Genomic DNA, 22048 nt, shown 5'->3' with positions numbered 1-22048 from the left:
GGCTCCGCCGGCTTCTGCTCGGTCCAACCCGCATGTCCCTTCCCCTGTCCCTTGCTGCGTGAATAGTTGCGGCCCTCATCGCCGATGTGCGCCGGCGCCCTCAAGACCTGGCCCCGCCGCGCCGAAGTCCGGAAGCGCCAGCCGCCTCGAAGCGGCCGGTGGTAGTGGGGAAAAGGAAACGACAAGGGACCGCGCGTCGACGGACGTGACAGGTTCCGGACCTGAGAGGGACCCTGCCGATGAGGTACACCGAGAGCATTGCCGCCAGCGCCCAGGCGCTGCGCACCGCCTTGCCGCTGATGTCCAGACAGCGGGCTGCGCTGCATCCGGTCACGTATGCCGTCTGGTACGAGCACGTGACCGCGATGAACGGCGCGCTCAGCCGCGAGTTGATGGGCTTGACCCAGGACGGGGCGACGCTGGACGAGTCCCAGACCTGGGCGCTCTACCGCAAGCACATCGCCGAGCTGGACGAGCAGATGGCGGTCACGCTGGCGCAGGACGTCGGCGAGGTGCTGCGCGGCGTGTCCGACTGCACCGACCAGGCGGGCCAGCAGGTGCAGCAGTACGCGCGGGCGCTGCAGGGCTGGGAGCGCTCGCTGCGCGACGCGGCGCCGGGTCAGCATGTCCAGGTGCTGGCCGCCGCGTTGCAGGGCACGCAGGACATGGGCCACGCGGTCCACGGCCTGGTGGCGAAGCTGGAAGCGAGCCGCCAGGAGGTCGCCTCGCTGCGGCAGGAGGTCCACCGCGCCCGCAGCGAGGCGACGGCCTGGTGGCGAAGCTGGAAGCGAGCCGCCAGGAGGTCGCCTCGCTGCGGCAGGAGGTCCACCGCGCCCGCAGCGAGGCGCTGCTGGATCCGCTGACGGGTCTGAGCAACCGTCGCGGCTTCGACCGCGCGCTGGCCGACTGCGTGCACAGCCCGGAGGCCGGCACGCCGACGGCGCCCTGCCTGCTGCTGGGCGACATCGACGACTTCCCGGCGCTGCGCGAGCGCCTGGGCGAGGCGCGGCTGAACGACGCGTTGCGGCAGGTCGCCAACACCGTGCGCAGCATCGCGCAGAGTCACCACGTCGCCGCACGCATCGAGGACGACGAGTTCGCGCTGCTCATCCCGGGCGCCGGCCTGCACGAGGCCTACACCCTCGCCGAGCAGTTGCGCCACGGCGTCGCGCAGTTGCGGCCCGATACCGAACGACGCCTGAGCCTGTCGGTGGGCGTCACGCAGCTCGGCCTGGGCGAGAGCGCGCGCGATTTCATCGGCCGCGCGGACCAGGCGCTGCAGACCTCGCGCGCCCAGGGACGCAACCGGGTGACGGTGCTGGCGGCGGATGAGCGTTTCGCCGCATGAGTCCGTCATCGCCGACTTGCATAATCGGCCGTCACAAGGGTGGAGAGGGACGGACGTGGCCCTGATGAAGACTTCTCTGCGCAGCGCCGTGATCCTGGCGCTGCTGGCGGGCCTGGCCCTGCCGACCGGCGGCGTGCTGCTGTACGAGCAGCAGCTGAGCCGCCGCGTCGTGATGGAGGACCTCCAGCGCGACCTGTCGCGCGTGTCGGAGGTGCTGGCGCTGTCGCTGGCCGAGCCGATCTGGCAGGTCTCGCCCGACCTGGCGGAGCCGATGGTCAAGGCGCAGGTCGACGATCCGCGCTTCGTCTCCGTCGTCGTGACCGAGAACGCCGCGCAGCAGGCCTTCGTCGAGTTCCATCGCGGCACGCCCGACGACGCGATGACGCTCAGCGAGACGCGTCCCGTGATGCGCGACGGCCGCGAGATCGCCAAGCTGACCGTCGTCATGAGCGCCGAGCCGCTGATGGCGCGCAAGCGCGACGATCTCTGGAACGCGCTGTGGCGCAGCCTGCTGACCTTGACGGTGTCGCTGGGACTCATCCTGATCGTGATGCAGCGCCGCGTGCTGCGACCGATCGCCCGGCTGTCCGAGGCCGCCGACGAACTGGCGTCCGGCCAGCTCGACCAGCCGCTGGCGTTCGGCGGCGAGGACGAGATCGCCCGCGTCGGCAAGGCGATGGAGCGCATGCGACTGGCGCTGCTGAAGGCCTTCGACGACCTGCGCGGCCACGCCAGCACGCTCGAGGACCAGGTCGCGCAGCGGACCGTCCAGCTGACCGAGTCCAACGCCGAACTCACGCAGGCGCTGGCCAACCTCAAGACCGCACAGCGCGAGCTGGTCGAGTCGGAGAAACTCGCCTCGCTCGGCCGGCTGGTGGCCGGCGTCGCGCACGAGCTGAACACGCCGCTGGGCAACGCGCTGACGGTGGTCTCGGCGCTCGAGGACCGCTGGGGCAAGCTGGACCGCATGCTCACCGACAACACGCCGATGCGCCGCAGCCAGCTCGAGGAACTCGTCAAGGACACGCGGCGCGGCCAGGACATCCTGCACCGCAACGTGCAGAAGGCGGCCGATCTCGTGCGCGACTTCAAGCAGGTCGCCATCGACCAGACCAGCGACACCCGGCGCGACTTCGAGCTGGCGCAGGTGTGCGAGGACGTGCTGGTGATGGTCGAACCCAGCTTCAAGCACACGCCCTTCCGCATCGTCACCGACCTGCAGCCGGACCTGCGCATGAGCAGCTATCCCGGCGCGCTCGGCCAGGTGCTGACCAACCTGCTGATGAACACGCTGGTCCACGCCTTCGAGGGCGAGACGCAGGGCGAGGTGCGGGTCAGCTGCCACCGGCTCGACGACGCGATGGTGGAGCTCTGCGTCGACGACAACGGGCTCGGGATGGACGCATCGATCGTGCGCCGGATCTTCGACCCCTTCTTCACGACCAAGCTCGGCAAGGGCGGCTCGGGGCTGGGCATGCACATCGTGCACAACATCGTGACGAACGTGCTGGGTGGTCAGATCGAGGTGATCTCCCGGCCGGGCGAAGGCACCTGGATGATGATGCGCCTGCCGGTCGACGCGCCGCTGCGCGCCGCCAGCGAGGACCGGATCGGCTGACCGGTCCCCTGGACAGGCGACGCGCGGTGCGCCGCCGATGACGTCTCGAACGACGTCATCCGGGTCGTCGCGCAGGACGGCCCCGGGGAAGCTCGCTTACTGCGAAGCGCCCGATGCGGCCACCGAGGCCGCTTCAGCCGGCAGCGCCGCGGAAGCCGCCGCCATCGCCGCCGACGCCGCATCGCTCGCGGCCTGGTCGGCGTGGCCGCCGGTCACGTCGTGCTTCTCGCCCGTCAGGTCGATGTTGCCGCCGCTCTTCATCAGCACGAACAGCGCGAGCGCGGCGAAAACGATGAATCCAAGGACGATTTTCCACATGGTTCCGAAATCCTCTTGAGGTTGCCGGTCGCGACAGACTGACCGGGTCGGAGGCCATTGTGGGAAGCAAGCCTGACAGCAGGCTGAGCGCCACCGCGGTGTGGGCGCGATGCCGGTGCGGCTCAGCCGATCTGCTCGATCGCATAAGCGATCGCGCGCCAGGTGGGATCGCTGCTGGTGGACAGCACCCGCTCGACCAGCGGGCGCCACTCGTGCTGGCCGCCCGCCAGACGGTCGACCATCGCGAACACGAGCGTCCCGGCATCGGCCTCGCCGGAATGCTGCTCGCTCGCGAGTTGCGCCCGGCCGACGGAGGCATCCCCGCCCAGCAGTGCGCCGACGGCCATCAGCACCCTGACCGCCCGCTCGTCGCCCAGGTCCTGCGCCAGCGCCGCCCCGATGAGCGCGCCCTCGTCGTGACGACCGATCCGGCAAGCCAGCAGCAGGCACGCCGACAGGATGCGTCGTCCGGTCCAGGAGGCCTCCGGCGCGGGCAGCACGGAAGGGAACCCGCCGCCGCTGCCCGACATGGGATCGAACGGGGCGGTGCTGTCGAAGAAAGGCGGGGACTGCAGGTACATGGCGGAGGTGCTCGCGGTGGCCGTTCTCGATGAGCCTTGCACACGGCGCGCTCGGTCGACGCTTGACCTGCGAAGTCCCGGCCCGCCATGCGAAGACGCGAGGCGCGACACGGCCGGCGCGAGGCGCGACTCGCCCTTCGCGGTTCCGGACGCTGCTTCGGATCTGGCCTGCGGCGTGCGGACGAGTGCCCAAGATGGCCTTTTGTCCGTCAGCAACCCACGAAGGAGACCTGCCATGTCCGTGAGCTTACAGAATCAACCCCTCGGCGGCCTGGGAGGCCCCGGGGGCCTCGGCGGGCTCGATGCCCTCGGCCCCGGCGGCCTGCAAGGGCTGTCGTCGCAAGGTGCGGGCGGCGCCGCCGAGATCCAGGCCAAGCTGACCGAGGTCATTCTCCAGATCCTCAACCTGCTGATCAACGAGCTCATGAAGGCGCTGCAGCAACAGCAGCAAGGTGCGCAGGGCGGCGGTGGTGGTGGTGGTGGCAGCCCGTCGGCGGCCGGCGGACCGTCCGGCGCCTCCGGCGCGGGTGCGCCGCAAGGCGTGGGCGCGCCCCAGGGCGCGTCGGGCCCCTCGGGCGCTGGCGGCCCGCAAGGCGCCTCCAACGCCTATCAGCCGAACAACGCCTACCAGGCCCAGCAACCGTCCTATGCGCCGCCGGTGGCCAACGCCGGCTCGCCGTCGGACGTGGGCGACGTGTCCTCGGCCAGCGGCGGCAAGGGCCCCGCGGGCATGCCGGCGGAACTCTGGAAGGACTGCCAGGAGGCCGGCAAGAAGACGGGCGTCGACCCCTACATCCTGGCCGCGCAGATGGAGAAGGAAAGCCAGTTCGGCAAGGGCCTGAACGGCAGCCCGAGCGCGGGTGACGGCCTGATGCAGGTCGAGCCCGGCACGCGTCAGGCGTACGCCGGCAAGTTCCAGGAAAAGATGGGACACGCCTACGACCACAACGACCCGAAGGACCAGGTCGCGATGGCCGGCGTGATCCTGGCGGACAAGGGCGGCGACGCCACCAACATGCTGCAGAAGTACAACGGCGGCGACAACTGGGCGCCGGGCGCGACCGACTCCTACGGCCGGGAGATCAAGGCCGCGGAATACGCGTCCTCCGTGCTGGCGAAGGCGCAGCAGATGAAGGCCGCCGGCTGAGGCGGATCGGCGCCGCGACGCGCGGCACCGGAAAGGAACAAGGGCGGCCGAAAGGCCGCCCTTGTCGTTGCGGGGTCAGCGCCGGAGCGCCGATCCCCTCGGTCATCCGCTCGCTCAGTCGCGGGCGTAGATGTCCACGTCCTTGGTTTCGCGCACGAACAGCAGGCCGATCACCAGGGTGACCGCGGCGATGCCGATCGGGTACCAGAGGCCGTGATAGATGTTGCCGTTCTGCGCCACCATCGCGAAGCTGATCGAGGGCAGCAGGCCGCCGAACCAGCCGTTGCCGATGTGGTACGGCAGGCTCATCGAGGTGTAGCGGATCCGGGTCGGGAACAGCTCCACCAGCATCGCGGCGATCGGGCCGTAGACCATGGTCACGTACAGCACCAGCACCGCGAGGATCGCGATCACCAGCGGCGTGTTGACCTTGGCCGGGTCGGCCTTGGCCGGGTAGCCCGCGGACTTCATCGCGTCGGCCAGGTCCTTCTTGAACGCGGCGATCTTCTTCGCGCTGTCCTCGTCGAACTTGTGGCCGCCGGCGGTCAGCGTGGCGGTCGGCGCCTCGATGACCTTGTCGCCGATCTTGACCTGGCCGCTGCCGGCCGCGCCGGGCACCGTCTCGTAGTTCGCCGCGGCTTGCGCCAGGGCGCGCTTGGCGATGTCGCAAGGCGTCGTGAAGTCGACGTCGCGCGCCACCGGGCTGCCCTGGAACGAGCACTGCGCCGGATCGGTCACCAGCGAGATCTGCGCGGTCTCCTGGGCCTTCGCCAGGTCCGGGTTGGCCGCGTTGGTCAGCGCCTTGAACAGCGGGAAGTAGGTCAGGATCGCCAGCAGCAGGCCCGCCATGATGATGGGCTTGCGGCCGATCTTGTCGGACAGCGTGCCGAACACGACGAAGAACGGCGTGCCGATCAGCAGCGCGACGGCCACCATGATGTTGGCCGCGGCCGGATCGACCTTGACCACGCTCTGCAGGAAGAACAGCGCGTAGAACTGGCCCGTGTACCAGACCACGCCCTGGCCGGCCACGATGCCGAACAGCGCCAGCAGCACGACCTTCAGGTTCTTCCACTGGCCGAAGGACTCGGACAGCGGCGCCTTGGAGGTCTTGCCTTCGGACTTCATCTTCTGGAAGGCGGGCGACTCGTTCATCGACAGCCGGATCCACACGCTGATGGCCAGCAGCAGGATGGACACGATGAACGGGATGCGCCAGCCCCAGGCCGCGAAGGTCGCCTCGCCGAGCGCCGTGCGGGTGCCCAGGATGACGATCAGCGACAGGAACAGGCCCAGCGTCGCCGTGGTCTGGATCCACGAGGTGTACGCGCCGCGCTTGCCGTGCGGGGCGTGCTCGGCGACGTAGGTCGCGGCGCCGCCGTATTCACCGCCCAGTGCCAGGCCTTGCAGCAGGCGCAGGCCGACCAGGATCACCGCCGCGGCGGGACCGATCGTCTCGTAGGTGGGCAGCACGCCGACGATGAAGGTCGACAGGCCCATGATCAGGATGGTCACCAGGAAGGTGTACTTGCGGCCGATCATGTCGCCCAGGCGGCCGAACACCAGCGCGCCGAACGGACGCACGATGAAGCCCGCCGCGAACGCCATCAGCGACGCGATGAACTGCGCGGTCGGATCGAGACCGGTGAAGAACTGCTTGCCGATGATCGCGGCGAGCGAGCCGTACAGGTAGAAGTCGTACCACTCGAACACCGTGCCCAGCGAAGAGGCGAAGATGACCTTCTTCTCTTCGGCCGTCATCGGCGCATTGGTGGTCACTGCGCTTGCAGTTGCCATGGGATTGTCTCCTCGGGATTTCCCAGAGCCATCGACCGATGGCCCTTGGGGCGCGACTATCCGAGCGCGCTCTGACCCGTTTCTGACGACTTGCTTGCCTCTGGCTGACAAACCCGGTGGCAACCCTCGCTTCGCATTTCTCGATGCGGAATTTCGGTCCCTGTGCGCCGCAGCAGAGGGTATGTCCCTACGGCGACATTTGAGGGGAGAACGCCCCTGCCCTCTCCGGGCGGCGCGCTCGTCGACCCCTCATCGCCGCCTCATTGCCGCCTCATCGTCGTCACGACGACGGGCCGCGCTCAACCGCGCTGCACGCCCACCGGCAAGGTCCGTGCGGCGTCCCAGGAAGGACCGTCGAACCAGGGGTCGCCGTCGAGGCAGCCCGTCAGCATGTCGATCGCGTCGAGCCCCCAGAACAGTTTGTCGCCGATGGCCATCGTCGGCACGCCGAAGACGCCGCGCGCGACGGCCGCATCGGTGGCCTCGCGCAGCGCGGCCTTGACCTCAGCGGCGCCAGGATCGCGCATCGGCGCGAGATCCGCCGTCAGCTCGGCGAGGCGCTGAGGATCCGCCGCATCGAGCCCGCCACGCCAGATGTGATGGAGGACGCGTTCGACCGCGTAGCGGCCCGGCGTCTGCCCGGCAGGCGCCGTCGCCCACAGCAGGCGCAGCAGCGGTAGCGGATTGAACGGGTGCGCCGCCGGCAGGTCCAGCGGCACGCCGAGCCGGTGGCCGAGCCACGACACCTGGCGGTAGGTCCAGTCGCGCTTGCCGGGGATCTCGGCGGGGCCCTTGTTGTCGAGCGACTTCAGCACGGCGCCGAAGAGGATGGGCACGTAGCGGACCGCGACGCTGCGACCGGCCAGCGCCTCGGGCAGGCGCTCGAAGGCGAGCGCCGCGTACGGCGAGATCGGGTCGAAGTAGAAATCGATCGTGACCATCGTCGCTCCGATCAGACCTTGGGCAGCGGCTCGGTGGCGAGCGCGCCGTGCGCGATCAGCAGCGCGCGACGTTCCGGCAAGAGGTTGAGCAGGCGAATCCGCGACTCGTCGTCGGACTTGCTCCAGCCGGCGATCTCGGGGATCGTCCGCGCGCAGCCGCGGCACAGCGCGGTCGGCTCGTGCATCTTGCAGATGTTGATGCAGGGCGAGGCGACGCGTCCTTCCGGCGTGCGCGCGACGTTGTCGGCGGTGACAGGGGTCCAGGTCGAAGCGCTCATGACTGGGCCACCTCGATCACGGGCGCGCCGGTCAGCGCGACGAGCTGCTGCGGCGTCATCAGGAACACGCCGTTCGGATGACCGGCCGCGGCCCAGATCGCGTCGAAGCGGAACAGCTCCTGGTCGATGAACAGTTGCGGAGGTCCGCCCTCCTCCGCCGGCTGGAAGCCCAGCGGCGACACGCCGCCGATGGAGAAGCCGGTGCGCGCCTTCACGTAGTCGGCGTCGGCGCGGCCGAGCTTGCCGGTGTGGGCTTCGAGCTTGCGCTCATCGACGCGCCTGTCGCCGGAGGCGATCACCAGCACGGCGGCGCCGTCGGCCTTGCGCTTGAACACGACGCTCTTGGCGATCTGCCCGAGCGCGACGCCGAGCGCGTCGGCCGCTTCCTGCGAGCTCCGCGCGGAGACCTCGAGCCAGCGCGGCTCGTGTTCATGGGACAGCGCGCGCAGGGCGGCGCTCACACGGAGGAAGCCGTCGGGGCGGGCGGCGTCGGTCGCTGCGGCAGTCGCGGGGGTTGCGGCAGTTGCGGCAGTCGCGGGGGACGTCGCGGAAGAAGTCGTGTCGCTCATGCCGCGCATTGTGCCAAGGCCATCGGTGCGCGAGGGGCGCATGGTCGCCAGACCGCAGCTCGCGCACGTCGCCGTGGTGCGAAGGTATCGTGCGACGGTCCCCGGCCCGCCGGGAGCGTCCCGCATCACCGGAGATCGAGTCGTGGAACTGCGCCAGCTGAGGTACCTGATCGGCGTCGCCGACGCCGGCAGCCTGCTGAAGGCGTCCAAGCTGCTGCACCTGGCGCAGCCGGCGCTCGGGCAGCACATCGTCGCGCTGGAGGAGGAACTCGGCGCGACGCTGTTCGTGCGCTCCAGCCGCGGCATGGCGCTGACCGACAACGGCCGCCGCTTCGTCGAGCATGCGCGCAAGGTGCTGGCAGAACTCGAAGCCGCCAAGGCCTCGGTCCAGGCCGAGGGACAGCACCTCACCGGCGAAGTGATCCTGGGCCTGCCCACGACGGTCGCGCTGGCGGCGACGGTGCCGCTGCTGCGTCTGGTGCGCACGCGGCTGCCGCTCGTGCGGCTGCGCATCGTCGAGAGCCACAGCGGCTTCCTGCGCGAGTGGCTGCAGACGGGGCGGCTGGAACTCAGCATCCTCTTCGAGGACCGCCAGGAGCCGTGGTTGTCGCAGCGCCAGCTGTTGACCGAGCAGCTGGTCCTCGTCGGTGCCGCGGGCGCAGGCGGCGCCGGAACGCCGCCGATGGCGCGCGAGGTCCCGCTGCGCGAGTTGAGCCGCCTGCCGATGATCCTGCCCAACACCGAGCACGGCCTGCGTCGCATCATCGACGCCGCCTGCCGCGCCAACGGCGTCGAGCTCGATGTGGTGGCCGAGATCGACTCGCTGCCGGCGGTGAAGACCGCCGTCGCGGCAGGACTCGCGTACACGATCCTCTCGCCGGGCTCGGTCAGCGAGGAGTTGCGTCAGGGTCATCTGCGCCAGGCCGTGATCCGCGACCCCGAGATCCGGCGAACCATCTGCAGTTGCTTCGCGCTCACGCGCTCGCCGGGTCCCGCGGCGCGCGCGGTGAGCGACCTCGTCGACGAAGTCATCCGGGAGCTCGTGCTGACCGGGCAGTGGCCGGCCACGCTGGCAGAGCAGCGGGTCGAGCCCTGACACCCAAGGGCCTGGGGGCATAGACGCATAGGGGCATAGACGCCTAGACGGCGCCGAGCGTGGAGCCCGCCCCCGTCGTTTACATCGTCTTCATCGTCCCGCGCTCGCCGGCTTCGATCGGGCATTCCGCAGGAAGAAGCCCAGCACCAGCAGCAGCACGAGGACCTGCGCCGTCAGGCCGATCACCGACGGGTAGATGCCCAGCAGTTCCAGGCGCGGCGCGGACAGCGCGCTCGGCGCGATCCAACCCGCCTCCTGCAATGCGGCCACGCCCTTGCCCGTCAACACCACGGCCAGCACGGCCACCAGCCACGAACTCACCGAGAAGAACTTGCCGATCGGCAACCGGGCGCTATAACGAAGCAGGAGCACCGTGATGACCACCAGACAGATCACGCCCACGCCCAGACCGGCGAGGATCGCGCCGTCATTGCCCTGGCCCCACAGCGCCGCGTAGAACAGGATCGTCTCGAACACCTCGCGGTACACCGCCACGAAGGCCAGCCCGAACATGAAGAAGGCGGAGCGGCGGCCCAGCGCCGCGGACATGCGCTCGCGCAGGTAGGCCTGCCACTGACCGGCCACGCTCTTCTGATGCATCCAGACGCCGACGCTCAGCAGCACGACGGCGGCGAACAGGCTCGACAGTCCTTCCGTGACCTCGCGGTTGGCGCCGCTGATCGAGACCGCGTAGGTCGCGATCGCCCAGGTGACGCCGCCCGCGGCCAGTGCGCCGATCCAGCCCGCATGGACGTACGGCAGCACGTCCGGACGCTTGGCCTGTCGCAGGAACGCGATCATCGCGACGACGACCAGCAGCGCCTCGATGCCTTCGCGCAGGAGGATCGTCAGGCTGCCGAAGAACGCCGCCGTCGCGTCGGCACCGGAGGCCGCCAGCACATGGTCCGCATCATTGAACAAGCCGTCGATGCGGGCGGCGGCCGCTTCGACATCCGATGCCGGCGCCTGCGCGGCGATCAGCGAACGGTACTGGCCCATGGCCACTTCGATCTGGTCCTTCAGCGCGCCTTCACGGGCCGCCAGCGCCTGCTCGTAAGGTTCGACGCCGTCCAGGTAGGACGACAACGCCAGCTCGGCGGCCTCCTTGGGATGACCTGCCTTGAACGCGGCGACGCTCTCATGCAGCCGATCGCGGGCCAAGGTCAGGCGGTTCGCACGGGGCGCGACCAGCGCCTCGGGATGCGCATGGAGCCAGGCCATCGTGGCGGCGGCCTGGTCGTCACCAAGCGGGCCGGCGAGCTCGGATTCCGTGAGGCGGACGAAGTGGTCCATCCCGGTCACCTCGTCGCGGACCTTCTGCGAGTCCTTCCAGAGTTGCTGCCCCTGCTCGCGCTGCTTGTCGTCATGCGCGAAGCTCCCCAGATACATCGCGACCGCCCACCGATCCTCCTCGGAGAGCTGACCGAACGCCGGCATGGCCGTTCCCGCGATCCCCTGGCTCACCGCCTGGTACAGCGCGAACACGCTGCGCTGGCGCGCGCGGTCGCGGTCGGTGAACGCGATCGGTTTGGGATCGAGCTGCTTGGCCAACGGGCCGTCGCCGTTGCCCGACGCGCCATGGCAGGCCGCGCAATTCGCCGCATAGACGGACGCGCCCAGCTTCAGGTCGGGCAGCGCCGTCGGCGCGAGCGGGACGGGGTAGACCGCGATCAGATGATTCGCCAGGGCCTTGGCCAGGCCACCGACCTTGGCGACATCGGACTTGGCCGCGATCTCGGCTTGAAGCGCCTCACTCTCGCGCAGCAGCGCGGCGCGTTCGGGCTTGTCCTCCAAGGCGGCGATCTTGTCGTGCGCGGTCTGCGCGAACTCGCGCATCTCGTCGTACTCGGACTGCGCCACGATCTTGCCGTCCTGCACCGCGCCCGCGTAGTCGACGGCCAGGTAGTCGAGGATCTGCCACACGCGCCGCACGTCGGCTTCCGCGGCGCTCGCCGTGCCGCCGGCGACCAGGCCGATGAAGAGCAGGCAGGCCGTGAGGAGCTGGCGCACGATCCGGTGTGCGGTCCGCGGATCGTCGTGAGTGCGACTCATTGTTGTTCCCGAACAAAAAGATGGCCCGTCGTCCGGGCCCGAGGTCAGCGTCAAGCGCAGCGCGGCTCCAGAAGCCGCGCCGCCGTCAGGAGACCGAGTATGTCCGCCTCTCGAGCCGGAAGGTTTCAGCAAGCTTGCAAGGCTTGACCTTCGTCAGGGTCTTCATCGGGTCCTCGTGAGCGTCTTCGCGAGGCGACTGCAGGCTGGAGCGTCGCCGCTAGTCCGGTTCCGACTAGCGCCTAACCGACATCCGTATTTCCCAGCGGCGGCGTGCGTCCGTAGGCTGCTTCCATGAAAGGAAGCGCCGCCATGAGTTCTCCGCAGTCCCTCCCCGACGAGCGCCAGCCGCTGTCGGACGTCCTCGTGATCGACCTGTCGCGGCTGGTGTCGGGCAACGTGCTGACGCACGTGCTCGCCGACCTGGGCGCCTCGGTCGTGAAGGTCGAATCGCCCGAGCGCGGCGACGACCTGCGCGCCTGGCAGCGTCAGGGCGTGAGCACCTACTGGATGGAGTACAGCCGCAACAAGGACAGCGTCGCGCTGGACCTGCGCTCCGACGACGGCATGGCCTCGCTGCGGTCGCTGATCGCGCGCGCCGACATCCTGGTCGAGAACTTCCGGCCCGGCACGCTCGAGAAGATGGGGCTGGGGTACGACGCGCTGCAGCGCCTGAATCCCAAGCTGATCGTCGTGCGCATCTCCGGCTGGGGCCAGACCGGCCCGTTCGCGAAGAAGGGCGGCTTCGGCTCGCTGATCGAGGCGATGAGCGGCTTCGCCGCGATGAACGGCCATGCGGACCGGCCGCCGGTGCTGCCGCCCTTCTCGCTCGCCGACTCGGTCGCGGGCCTGCATGGCTCGACGGCCGCGCTCGCCGCGCTGCATCGTCAGCGCGCGAATCCGTCGCCCACGGTCCAGGAGATCGACCTCTCGCTCTTCGAGCCGCTGTTCTCGATGCTGGGCCCGCAGGCCTCGGAATTCCAGCTCACCGGTCAGGCCACGCAGCGCTCCGGCAGCCGCTCGCCCACGCATGCGCCGCGCAACGTCTACGCGACCAGGGATGGCCGTTGGGTCGCGTTGTCCGCCGGCATGGCGGGCACGCTGCAGCGGCTCTTCGCCGGCATCGGCCAACCCGACGCGCTGAAGGACGAACGCTTCGCCACGCACGAGGCGCGGCTGGCCAACATCGATGCCCTCGACGATCTGATCCAGGGGCATCTGTCGACGCTCACGCTGGCCGAGGCGCTGGTCTTCTTCGAGGAGCGCGACATCACCGCCGGCGAAGTCTGCGACATCGAGGACCTGCTCCAGCATCCCTACATCCAGGAGCGCGAGCTGCTGCTGGACACGCCCACGCCGGACGGCCGCACGGTGTCCGTGCATGCGGTGCCGTTCAAGATCAACGGCGCTCGGCCGCCCGTGCGTCGACCCGCGCCGGCGCTCGGCCAGGACAACGACAAGTGGCTGAAGGATCGATGATGAGCGCCGCCACCCGCATCGATCCGCGCTCGCATCGCTCCCGGCGCGCTTACCGCTCCTACCTCTTCGTCCCCGCCGACAACGAACGGCTGCTGCAGAGCGCGCTGAACAAGACGCCCGACGTCGTGATCCTGGACCTCGAGGACGGCGTGCATCCAGGCCGCAAAGCGGCAGCCCGCGCCGGCGTGGCGGCCGCGATCGCCCGCGTGCATGCCAGCGGCAAGGTCGGCGCGGTGCGCATCAACGGCGCGTTGAACACCGCGGTCGATGACCTGCGCGCCGCCGTGTCGCCGGGCCTGCGCCTGCTGGTCCTGCCGAAGGTCGAGCACGCCCGCGATGTCCAGCTGCTGGCCGGCGTCATCGACGAACTCGAACGTGCGGCTGGCCTGCCGTCAGGCGAGATCCGGTTCCTGCTCCAGATCGAGTCCGCCGCGGCGCTGCCCCGGCTCCACGAGATCGCCGCCGCGTCGCCGCGCGTGCATTCGATGATGCTCGGCAGCGAGGACTTCTCACTGGACGTCGGCGGTCTGCCGACGCCGCAGGCACTGCTCACGCCCAGCCTGATGGTGCTGTACGCGGCTCGCGCGGCCGGCGTGCTGCCGGTCGGTTTCGTCGGCTCCATCGCCAACCTCGGCAGCGTCGAGGCATTCGACGGCCTGTTGCAGGAGGCGCGCACGCTCGGATTCCGCGGCGCGGTGGTCGTTCATCCGAAGTTCGTCGACGCGATCAACGCCTGCTACACGCCGACGCCCGAGCAGGTGGCGCAGGCGCGGGCGATCGTCGCTGCCTTCGCGGTGGCTGATCGCGAGGGCCTCGGCGCGACCAAGCTCGGCGATCTGATGATCGACAAGCCCGTGGTGCTGCGCGCGAAGGCCCTGCTCACCGAGGCGGGACTCGATCCCGGCGGCGAGGACTGAGTCCCGCGACACATCGGATCCCCGAGTCCGGACCCCAAACAACACCAGGAGACAAGGTCATGCTGACGAAGCGAGAGTTCTGCGCCTTCACGGCGCTCAGCGCGGTCCTGCCCGCGGCGCGCGCGCAGGGGTACCCCGGCAAGCCGGTCACGATCGTCGTGCCGCAGGCACCCGGCGGCACGAACGATGCGGTGGGCCGGATCCTGGCGCAGAAGCTCACCGAGAAATACGGGCAGGTCTTCAACATCGACAACCGTGCCGGCGCGGGTGGCAACATCGGCACGGAGCTCGCCTCCCGCGCGCCCAAGGACGGCTACACGCTGCTGCTGACGATCAGCAGCACGCAGGCGATCAATCCGGCGCTGTACCGGCGCACCGGCTTCGACCCGGTGAAGGACTTCGATCCCATCGCGCCGATCGGCGTCGTGCCGAACGTACTGGTGGTCCATCCGAGTTTCCCGGCGAAGGACCTCAAGGGCTTCATCGCGGCGGCGAAGGCGAAGAGCCCGTCCTACCAGTACGCCTCGGCGGGCAACGGGTCGCTGAACCATCTGCTCGGCGAGATGCTCAACCGCTCCGCCGGGCTGCAGCTCGAGCATGTGCCGTACAAGGGCGTCGGGCCCGCGTTGACCGACATGCTGGGCGGCCAGGTCTCGGTCGGCTTCGCGAGCCTGCCGTCCTGCCTCGAGTTCGTGCGCGCCGGCAAGCTCGTGGCGCTGGGCGTGAGTTCGCCCAAGCGGTCCTCGGCGCTGCCCGACGTGCCCGCGATCGGCGAGGTCATCCCGGGATTCGCTGGCGAGCTGTGGGTCGGACTGTTCTCGCTCCACCGCACGCCCGACGCGATCACGAAACAGTTGGCCGACGACGTCACCTTGGTGATGAACGCGCCCGATGCGATCGCCAAGCTCAAGGCGCTGGGCGTGGAGCCGCTCAGCGGCGGCCCCACCGCGCTGGCGGCCATGCTCAAGCAGGACATCGCCAGGTGGGAGCCCATCGTGAAGGGCTCGGGCGCACGCGTGGACTAGGCCCTCGCCCCGACGGCAAGACCGAGACCGAGACCGTCAGCCCGCCTCGGGTATGGTTCGACCTGAAAGGATCCTTCGATGATCGACCACCTGGATCACCTCGTCCTGACCACCTCCCATGAGGCGGACTGCGTCCGCTTCTACACCGAGGTCCTCGGCATGCGGCTCGAATCCTTCGTCGGCGGTACGCCGCCCGTGACGCGCCGCGCGTTCCAGTTCGGCCAGCAGAAGATCAACCTGCATGTGAAGGGCGCCGAGTTCGAGCCCAAGGCGCACACGCCGGTGCCCGGCGCGCTGGACCTGTGCTTCATCGCCAGCCTGCCGCTCGACGAAGTCGTCGCGCGTCTCCAGGCCGCGGCGGTGGCGATCGTCGAGGGCCCGGTGATCCGCACCGGCGCCACGTCGAAGCTCCGCTCGATCTACGTGCGCGACCCCGACCTGAACCTGATCGAGATCTCCGAAGCCGTGGCTTGATCCGTCACGGCCGGCCGCGGCGCCGCGGATTAGGGCGAGCGCTCTCCTGCCGCGCGCGCCCTTGCGTTATGGTCCGCGCCCATGACCGACGTGAGGACCGACGTGAGCATCGACGTGAAGAGCCCTTTCGAGCCCGAGTTCACCACCGCGCTGTGCGAGATCTTCGAGAACCTGATCACCTTCAACCAGGTGCTCGGCGTGAAGATCGACGAACTGCAGCACGAGATCGTGCGGGCGCACATCCCCATGCGGCCGGACCTGGTCGGGCACTACGCCCACAACCGCCTGCACGGCGGCGTGATCAGCGCGACGCTCGATTCCATGGGCGGTCTGGCGGTGATGGCGGCGATCGGTGCGCGTCACCTCGACGAGCCGCCGCAGCAGCGGCTGCAGCGCTTCGCCAAGCTCGGCACGATCGATCTGCGGGTGGATTACCTGCGCCCGGCCATCGGCGCCCTCTTCCGCTGCGAGGCCGAGGTGATGCGACTGGGCAGCCGCGTCGCCAACACGCGCATGGCCTTCACCGATGAACAGGGCCGATTGCTGGCCACCGGGGCGGCGGCTTACATCGTGTCGTGACAGTGGCCGCCCTTCTTGCTCCCTCTCCCGCTTGCGGGAGAGGGCGGGGTGAGGGCCAGCGGCCTGTGCAGTCCACTACACGGCGCTGATCCGATAGGCACAGCGCCTCGCGCCGGCCAGCAGATGCTCGGTGCGCTCGACGGTGAGTCCAGGCCCCAGGCATCGCTCGAACAGCGCCAGCTCCGAGCGGCAGAACCCTTGGCAACTCTGCGCGGCGGCGCAGATCGGGCAATGGTCTTCCACCAGCAGCCAGTCCTTGCCGACGCGCTCAGCACGCGCCATGTAGCCCTCTTCGGCGCGCAGCCGCGCGAGTTCCCGCACACGGTCGCCGGTCGTGCGGCAGCGGTCGATCGCCGCGCGATAACGCAGCTCGCTGTCGCGCTCCCGCGCGAGGATCAGCTGATCGAGCCCCGCCTCACCGAAAACCGCGCGCGCCTGCTGGATCAACTGCACCGTGAGATCCGCATGCCGATCGGGGAAACGCCCATGCCCCGCCGCCGTCAGCGACCACAGCTTGCGCGGCCGTCCGGCCTCGCCGCGCTGGTCGTCCTGCGCCTCGACCAGCCCCTGCTCCTCCAACCGCGCCAGCAGCTTGTGCGCCCCCATCGGCGTGATGGCGGCGGTCGCCGCCAGCGCCGCGGCCGCCTGCGGACCCCGGCTCTTGAGCTCGAACAGCAGCCGGTCCTCGTTGCCCTGGCTCATGAATGGCGCCTCGCAAAACGGATGAAACCGATCGCCGCGCCCAGGCACATCGTGCCGCCCAGCAGCATGATCCAGCGCGCCGACAACATGCCCAATGCGCCGCCGATCAGGGCGATCAAGGTGTTGGACAGGCAGAACACCGTCGTCAGCAGGCCCATCACGCGACCCTGGCCATACGCCGCGAAGCGGTCCGACATCCAGGCCGGCATCAGCGCGTTGTAGAACGACAGCGGAATGCCGAGCAACGGAATCAACGCCAGACCCATCCACGACGGCGCCAGACTCAACGCCAGCAACCCGATCGACGCGACGACCGCGAAACGTGCCGCGCGGTGCAGCGGCGTCGGCCCGGAGCCGATGCGCGCGGCGAAGATGCTGGCCGCCGTCATCGCGGCGCACTGCACCGCGGTGACCAGCGCGATGCCGCGGCTGTCGAGCCCGGCCTGCTGCAGCATCCACAGCGGCGCGAATTCGTAGAGCGCGTTGACGCCCAGCGTGTAGGCCAGCTGCAGCAGCGCGAGGTGACGCAGCACCGGGTCCTGCGCGATCAGCCCCAGCGACTGCTGGCGACGCATCGCGGCGAGCATCCCGCCTTCGGGCTTGGCCGCCGGCCGGTCGTCCGGCAGTCCGAAGCCGAGCAGCACCAGGCAGGGCAGCATCACGGCAGCGGCGACGATGAACGGCACCGCCTCGCCCCACGGCAGCGTCAGGCCGCCGAGCAGCGGTCCGACCAGCCAGCCGATGTACAGGCTCGCGTTGAGCCACGCGAAGCTCCGCGTGCGCTCGAGCTGCGGATGCCAGTCGGCCAGCAGGGCCCGCACGACGGCGACGTTGCCTTCGGTCAGGCCCGTCGCGAAGCGCGAGAGCACGAACAGCGGATAGTCGCGCGACGCCAGCGCGAAGGCGCTCAGCCCGTAGCCGACGAGCGTCGCCGTGATGGTGACACTCAGCACGCGGCGCCGGCCGTAGCGGTCGGACATCGGCCCGATCACCAGACTGCCGACCAGGATGCCGGCGGGGTTCACCGCCAGCGCCAGGCCCATCAGCAGTTCGGGCCGCAGGCCGAGGAAGTGGGTGAAGTCGTCGACCGGACCGCCGACGAAGATCGGCGCCAGGATCGGGTACGGCAGCGCGACGCCGGCGGTGCTCATCAGCGCGAGCGCGCAGACGGCCCAGAGCAGCAGGTGCGGGTGGCGCAGCGGCGCGGCGTCGGCGGCAGCCGCGGCGGTCGCGGAGGACTTGGTGGTGGATAACACGGCGCTCATTTTGCGGCCCCTTCGGCGCGCAGACACAAGGCATAGCCGGGCCAGCCTCGGTGGCGCCATTCCTCGCGCGCGGCATCGGCGACCTTGATGCGATGATCGTTCATCGATGCGTGCAGCGACGGCAGGGCGCGGGCCCAGTCGTCCTCCGTCGCCTGGCCCGCATGCACGAGTGCCCAGGCCGGCGCGGGGCGGAGTTCGGACAGATACGTGCCCAGCCACGCGCGCCAGACGTTGTGCAAGACCTGGCCCTCGTCGACCGCCACGCCGCGCGAGGCGGCGGCCTCCAGCAGCACGCGCACCGCGTGCGTGCCGGTCACCAGGTGCAGCGAGGCGAACTGGTGCCGGGACAGGTAGGCCGCCAGCGAGGCCTCGGCCAGCGCATCCAGCGTCAACCGGGGGCGCTCGACGTAGCCGTCGAAGCCCGGCAGCGCCAACGCGCGCTGCATGCGTGTCGTGATCAGCGTGCCCGGCATCGGCGGCATCGCCAGCGCCGGATCGGCGCGCACGGCGTCGATCACCTCGCGCAGGGACTCACGGCCCTGCCCCGCCGCCACCGGCGCGCCCAGCGGACTCTCCAGGCCGATCGTCGTCTTCAGCGCCGCGTCGAGTTCCCCGCGATGCCCCGACTGGAGGGCGTAGGCGAGCCGGATCGCGACATGGAAGGCCTGCGCCTCCGGCGCGGCCAGCACGCTGCGCAACGCGTCCTCCACGGAAGGCGGCGGCTCGTCGTCGTCGTCCGCGAGCCGCGACAGCGGTGCCCAATGGTCGATGTGACGCTGCATCGCGTCGCGCGGCGCGTCCAGCCGGGCCAGCGCGCCGAGCGCCATCGGCAGGTGGTTGAAGAGCGGCAGCGCCTCGGTGCCGTACATCGGGCCGAACTTCACCGACTGGTCCAGCGCCTCGTGCAGTCCCGCCGGCCAGGGCGGTCCCTTGAGCTCGAGGGCATTGCCGTCCGGATCGGACAGGTACAGCGACGGGCCTTCGCCGTCGGCGCCGTAGCGCGAGCCGTACGTGTCGACGGCGACGCCCTGCGATGTCAGCCAGCGGCGCAACGCGGGCTCGTCGAGCGTCTCGACGCGCAGGCAGAAGTGGTCGACATTGCGCCCCTCCGCGCCCGGCCCCGCACCACCGAGGCGCCCCAGCTTGCCGTCCAGCGGCACGAGGTCGATCAACTGCGCGCCGGCACGCAACTGCACCAGCCCGATCTCCTCCTGACGCCGCTCCACGGTGCACCCCAGCAGATCCACGTAGAAGTGCAGTGCGGCCGGCAGATCGCGCACGCGCAGCACGAGATGGTCGAGTCCCTGGATCCTGATCATGGCGAGCTCCTTCTGCTTGCTTTGTTGTGGCGTCGAGCGCTGCGTCGGGCATCGCTTCGAACGGGGCGCCGAGCGCCGTGCCGCCATGATCGCGCCGTCCGCCAAATAAATAAACTTTTAGTTGATTAACATCGCCTCCAGAAGGGAGACGCGACAATCGGGGCATGGCTTTCCGACCCCTCCCCCTCCCCGACGCCATCCCGGGCCGGCTGTGGCTGCAGTCGATGCCGGGCCGCCGCGAGTCCTGGGGCGCCTTCCTCGACGAGGCGCGCCTGAACCAGCTCAACGTGGTGGTCTGCCTCAATCCGCTCGAGGAAGTGGCCGAGCTGTCGCCGCCGTATCACAAGGCGATCGCCGAGGGCCGCCTGCCCTTCCGCTGGCTGCACGTGCCGATGCGCGATTTCGGCCTCGCGTCGGACAGCGCGGCCTTCCGGCAGGGCGTGGAGCACATCGCGCAGGGCCTGCGCATGGGCGATCGCGTGCTGCTGCACTGCGCCGCCGGCATGGGCCGCACCGGCACCATGGCCGCGTGCGTGCTGAAGCGGCTCGGCGTGCCCGCGGCGGAGGCGCTCGACACGGTCACCGCGGCCGGATCGAATCCGCAGTCGGCGCTGCAGTCGGGCTGGATCCACCAGTTCTGAAGCGCCCGCGTCCAGCGGCGCGCTTCAGCGCTCCGGCCAGCGCCAGGGCGGCGTCTCGTCCAGCGGCACGTCGGGCAGGCGCGTCTCGCCGAACTCCTTGCGCAGCTCCCAGGAGCAGCACTCCGGCTGCTCCTCCAGCGCGCCGATCAGCCGCTTCGCGTGCGACACCACGATCATCTGGCTGTGACGGCTGGCCGTCGCGATGAGCCGGCCCAAGGCCGGCAGCAGGTCCGGGTGCAGGCTGTTCTCGGGCTCGTTGAGGGCCATCAGCTCCGGCGGACGCGGGCTCAGCAGCGCGGCCAGCAGCATCAGGTAGCGCAGCGTGCCGTCGCTCAGTTCGGCGGCGTCCAGCGGGCGCAGCAGGCCGGGCTGGCGCATCGACAGCCGGAACCCCGCCTCGGTGCGGTCGACCTCGACCGAGGCGCCGGGGAACGCGTCCTGCAGGCAGCGATGCAGCCGCTCGGCGTCGCCGATGGCGACGATGGTCTGCCAGGCGGCCGCCAGGTCGGCGCCGTCTCCCGCCAGCACCGGCGTGAAGGTGCCGACGCGCACGCGCCGCGCCGGCGCGTCGGCGTCGGTGCGCAGGCTGTCGTAGAAGCGCCAGCCGCGCAGGCGCTCGCGCATCGTGATCATCTCGGGTGCCTGCGATGGATCGGCGTGTTGGGACAACATGCTGTCGAAGCTCGCCAACGGCGTGTCCACCACGACCCATTCGCGGCCGTCACGCACCTGGAGCAGCACGTTGCGCCGCTCGACCAGCGCGGAAGCCGGCCGATACAGCGTTCCGGCCCACAGCGCCTCGCGCTTGATCTGCGGATCGTCCTCGAACAGCGCCGGCGCACCCGGCTGCGGCAGGCCGAGCTCGATCGAATAGCCGAAGTCGTCGCCGGCGATGCCGAGCCTGAGCGCAACGGGTCCCTTGCGCACGGTCGCTTGAACCGGTTGGTCCCCGGCGCGCATCGCGCGGCTGATCTCCTCCGGACCGGCCCAGCGCGTCGAGGCGAAACCGCCCTCGTTCGCCAGCGCGGGCAAGACCCGGTTCTGCGCCGTGTCGGCCAGCAGCCGCAGCGCGCGATAGAGGCTGGACTTGCCGCTGCCGTTGGCGCCGGTGATCAGCGTGAGCTGCCCCAGCGGCAGGCGCAATTCGCGCAGGGAGCGGTAACCGGAGACGGCGAGGACTTGCAGCATGGCTGCCGATGATACGGAGCCGACGCGACAATGCGGCCATGCAGGCGTCCATGCTCCCGCCCTCCTTCCACCAGCCCGTGCGGCATGCCGATGCAGGGTGCGTCGTCGTCGACAAGCCGTCGGGTCTGCTGTCCGTCCCCGGTCGCGGCGAGGACAAGCAGGATTGCGCCTGGGCTCGCGTGGTGGCCGAGTTTCCCGACGCGTTGATCGTGCATCGCCTGGACCAGTCGACGTCCGGCCTGATCGTCTTCGGACGCGGCCAGGCGATGCAGCGCGCGCTCAGCGAGGCCTTCGCCTCCCGGCTGGTCGACAAGCGCTATGAGGCGGTCGTGGCGGGCCTCGTCGAGCGCGATGCGTTCGAGATCGACCTGCCGCTGATCGTCGACTGGCCGAACCGGCCGCGGCAGATGATCGATCACGAGCGCGGGAAACCCAGCCTGACCCGCGTGCGGGTGCTGCATCGCGACGTCGCGGCAGGCACCACGCGCGTCGAGCTGGAGCCGGTCACCGGGCGCTCACACCAACTGCGCGTGCACCTGCTGGCCGCCGGTCATCCCATCCTCGGCGACGCGCTGTATGCGCCGCCGGAGGTCCTCGCGCAGGCCCCTCGCCTGCTGCTTCATGCGCGGGACCTCAGGCTGCCGGCGGTGCTCGACGCGCCGGCGCTCTCACTGCATTCGCCGCCCGGTTTCTGAGCGCGCCGAACGCCCCTTCCAT

At 70.1% G+C, this 22048-nt stretch carries 23 protein-coding genes and 1 pseudogene; 12 read left to right on the top strand and 12 right to left on the bottom strand.

From position 1 onward, the window contains the following. Positions 1-239: 239 nt before the first annotated feature. From ACQ859_RS12540 to ACQ859_RS12530, 3 genes are all read left to right on the top strand, one after another. On the top strand, positions 240-863 hold the full coding sequence (locus tag ACQ859_RS12540) for a hypothetical protein (RefSeq protein ID WP_431266058.1): 624 nt from the start codon (positions 240-242) through the stop codon (positions 861-863). Next, complete coding sequence (locus ACQ859_RS12535) at positions 773-1348, top strand: GGDEF domain-containing protein (protein WP_431266057.1); 576 nt, start codon at positions 773-775, stop codon at positions 1346-1348. The genes ACQ859_RS12540 and ACQ859_RS12535 overlap by 91 nt, the downstream gene beginning before the upstream one ends. Before the next feature lie 64 nt (positions 1349-1412). Next, the gene (locus ACQ859_RS12530; protein WP_431266056.1) at positions 1413-2966 is read left to right on the top strand and encodes a sensor histidine kinase; all 1554 of its coding nucleotides are present in this window, start codon (positions 1413-1415) and stop codon (positions 2964-2966) included. 96 nt (positions 2967-3062) lie between these two features. Here ACQ859_RS12530 and ACQ859_RS12525 read toward each other — a convergent pair whose 3' ends face one another. Together ACQ859_RS12525 and ACQ859_RS12520 are read right to left on the bottom strand one after the other, a co-directional pair. Continuing rightward, positions 3063-3284, bottom strand: a complete 222-nt coding sequence (locus tag ACQ859_RS12525) for a hypothetical protein (protein WP_431266055.1) — start codon at positions 3282-3284, stop codon at positions 3063-3065. 122 nt (positions 3285-3406) lie between these two features. Then, positions 3407-3865: a hypothetical protein gene (locus tag ACQ859_RS12520; protein WP_431266054.1), complete on the bottom strand. Its 459-nt coding sequence runs from the start codon at positions 3863-3865 to the stop codon at positions 3407-3409. Between the two features lie 235 nt (positions 3866-4100). On the opposite strand from ACQ859_RS12520, the gene ACQ859_RS12515 reads away from it, so the two are divergent. After that, positions 4101-5012, top strand: a complete 912-nt coding sequence (locus ACQ859_RS12515) for a transglycosylase SLT domain-containing protein (protein ID WP_431266053.1) — start codon at positions 4101-4103, stop codon at positions 5010-5012. 114 nt (positions 5013-5126) lie between these two features. Here ACQ859_RS12515 and ACQ859_RS12510 read toward each other — a convergent pair whose 3' ends face one another. From ACQ859_RS12510 to ACQ859_RS12495, 4 genes are all read right to left on the bottom strand, one after another. Further along, positions 5127-6809 (bottom strand): MFS transporter, encoded by a 1683-nt coding sequence (locus ACQ859_RS12510; RefSeq protein WP_431258259.1) that lies wholly within the window; start codon positions 6807-6809, stop codon positions 5127-5129. Positions 6810-7108: 299 nt separating this feature from the next. Next, on the bottom strand, positions 7109-7750 hold the full coding sequence (locus ACQ859_RS12505; RefSeq protein ID WP_431266052.1) for a 2-hydroxychromene-2-carboxylate isomerase: 642 nt from the start codon (positions 7748-7750) through the stop codon (positions 7109-7111). Positions 7751-7761: 11 nt separating this feature from the next. Next, positions 7762-8028, bottom strand: a complete 267-nt coding sequence (locus ACQ859_RS12500; RefSeq protein WP_431266051.1) for a DUF1289 domain-containing protein — start codon at positions 8026-8028, stop codon at positions 7762-7764. Then, entirely contained in the window at positions 8025-8489 is a 465-nt protein-coding gene (locus ACQ859_RS12495) for a YbaK/EbsC family protein (RefSeq protein ID WP_431266050.1), read from the bottom strand. The genes ACQ859_RS12500 and ACQ859_RS12495 overlap by 4 nt, the downstream gene beginning before the upstream one ends. 148 nt (positions 8490-8637) lie before the next feature. On the opposite strand from ACQ859_RS12495, the gene ACQ859_RS12490 reads away from it, so the two are divergent. Further along, positions 8638-9693 carry a LysR substrate-binding domain-containing protein gene (locus ACQ859_RS12490; protein ID WP_431266049.1) on the top strand — a complete coding sequence of 352 codons (1056 nt, stop codon included), beginning with the start codon at positions 8638-8640 and terminating at the stop codon, positions 9691-9693. 90 nt (positions 9694-9783) lie between these two features. On the opposite strand, the gene ACQ859_RS12485 is transcribed toward ACQ859_RS12490, so the two are convergent. Further along, entirely contained in the window at positions 9784-11745 is a 1962-nt protein-coding gene (locus ACQ859_RS12485) for an FTR1 family protein (protein ID WP_431266048.1), read from the bottom strand. A gap of 309 nt (positions 11746-12054) precedes the next feature. On the opposite strand from ACQ859_RS12485, the gene ACQ859_RS12480 reads away from it, so the two are divergent. From ACQ859_RS12480 to ACQ859_RS12460, 5 genes are all read left to right on the top strand, one after another. Continuing rightward, positions 12055-13221: a CaiB/BaiF CoA transferase family protein gene (locus ACQ859_RS12480; RefSeq protein WP_431266047.1), complete on the top strand. Its 1167-nt coding sequence runs from the start codon at positions 12055-12057 to the stop codon at positions 13219-13221. Beyond that, positions 13221-14138 (top strand): HpcH/HpaI aldolase/citrate lyase family protein, encoded by a 918-nt coding sequence (locus ACQ859_RS12475; protein ID WP_431266046.1) that lies wholly within the window; start codon positions 13221-13223, stop codon positions 14136-14138. The genes ACQ859_RS12480 and ACQ859_RS12475 overlap by 1 nt, the downstream gene beginning before the upstream one ends. 59 nt (positions 14139-14197) lie before the next feature. Beyond that, positions 14198-15163, top strand: a complete 966-nt coding sequence (locus ACQ859_RS12470; protein WP_431266045.1) for a Bug family tripartite tricarboxylate transporter substrate binding protein — start codon at positions 14198-14200, stop codon at positions 15161-15163. A 78-nt stretch (positions 15164-15241) separates the two neighbouring features. Beyond that, positions 15242-15637: a VOC family protein gene (locus ACQ859_RS12465; RefSeq protein WP_431266044.1), complete on the top strand. Its 396-nt coding sequence runs from the start codon at positions 15242-15244 to the stop codon at positions 15635-15637. A gap of 81 nt (positions 15638-15718) precedes the next feature. After that, positions 15719-16216 (top strand): thioesterase family protein, encoded by a 498-nt coding sequence (locus ACQ859_RS12460; RefSeq protein WP_431266043.1) that lies wholly within the window; start codon positions 15719-15721, stop codon positions 16214-16216. Between the two features lie 75 nt (positions 16217-16291). Here the strand turns inward: ACQ859_RS12460 and ACQ859_RS12455 are convergent, their stop codons facing one another. The 4 genes and pseudogenes from ACQ859_RS12455 to ACQ859_RS12440 form a co-directional block, all read right to left on the bottom strand. Next, positions 16292-16918, bottom strand: coding sequence for a helix-turn-helix transcriptional regulator (locus ACQ859_RS12455; RefSeq protein ID WP_431266042.1), 627 nt, complete (start codon positions 16916-16918; stop codon positions 16292-16294). Further along, positions 16915-18174 (bottom strand): MFS transporter, encoded by a 1260-nt coding sequence (locus ACQ859_RS12450; RefSeq protein WP_431266041.1) that lies wholly within the window; start codon positions 18172-18174, stop codon positions 16915-16917. The genes ACQ859_RS12455 and ACQ859_RS12450 overlap by 4 nt, the downstream gene beginning before the upstream one ends. A 5-nt stretch (positions 18175-18179) precedes the next feature. After that, entirely contained in the window at positions 18180-18629 is a 450-nt protein-coding gene (locus tag ACQ859_RS12445) for a questin oxidase family protein (RefSeq protein WP_431266527.1), read from the bottom strand. 465 nt (positions 18630-19094) lie between these two features. Further along, a pseudogene (locus ACQ859_RS12440) lies at positions 19095-19502 on the bottom strand (VOC family protein); the annotation flags it as partial. A gap of 164 nt (positions 19503-19666) precedes the next feature. Between ACQ859_RS12440 and ACQ859_RS12435 the strand changes: the two are divergent. Further along, a complete protein-coding gene (locus ACQ859_RS12435) occupies positions 19667-20143 on the top strand; it encodes a protein-tyrosine phosphatase family protein (RefSeq protein ID WP_431266040.1) in 477 nt (158 codons plus the stop codon). Between the two features lie 24 nt (positions 20144-20167). Here ACQ859_RS12435 and ACQ859_RS12430 read toward each other — a convergent pair whose 3' ends face one another. Further along, positions 20168-21331: an AAA family ATPase gene (locus ACQ859_RS12430; protein ID WP_431266039.1), complete on the bottom strand. Its 1164-nt coding sequence runs from the start codon at positions 21329-21331 to the stop codon at positions 20168-20170. A 50-nt stretch (positions 21332-21381) separates the two neighbouring features. Here ACQ859_RS12430 and ACQ859_RS12425 point away from each other — a divergent pair, with 50 nt between their 5' ends. Beyond that, positions 21382-22026, top strand: a complete 645-nt coding sequence (locus ACQ859_RS12425) for an RluA family pseudouridine synthase (protein WP_431266038.1) — start codon at positions 21382-21384, stop codon at positions 22024-22026. The last annotated feature ends 22 nt before the right edge of the window (positions 22027-22048 follow it).

It is taken from the genome of Roseateles chitinivorans (assembly GCF_050632235.1).
GTDB classification, from domain to species: Bacteria; Pseudomonadota; Gammaproteobacteria; order Burkholderiales; family Burkholderiaceae_C; genus Roseateles; species Roseateles chitinivorans_A.
This window is presented reverse-complemented; position numbering and strand designations above follow the sequence as displayed.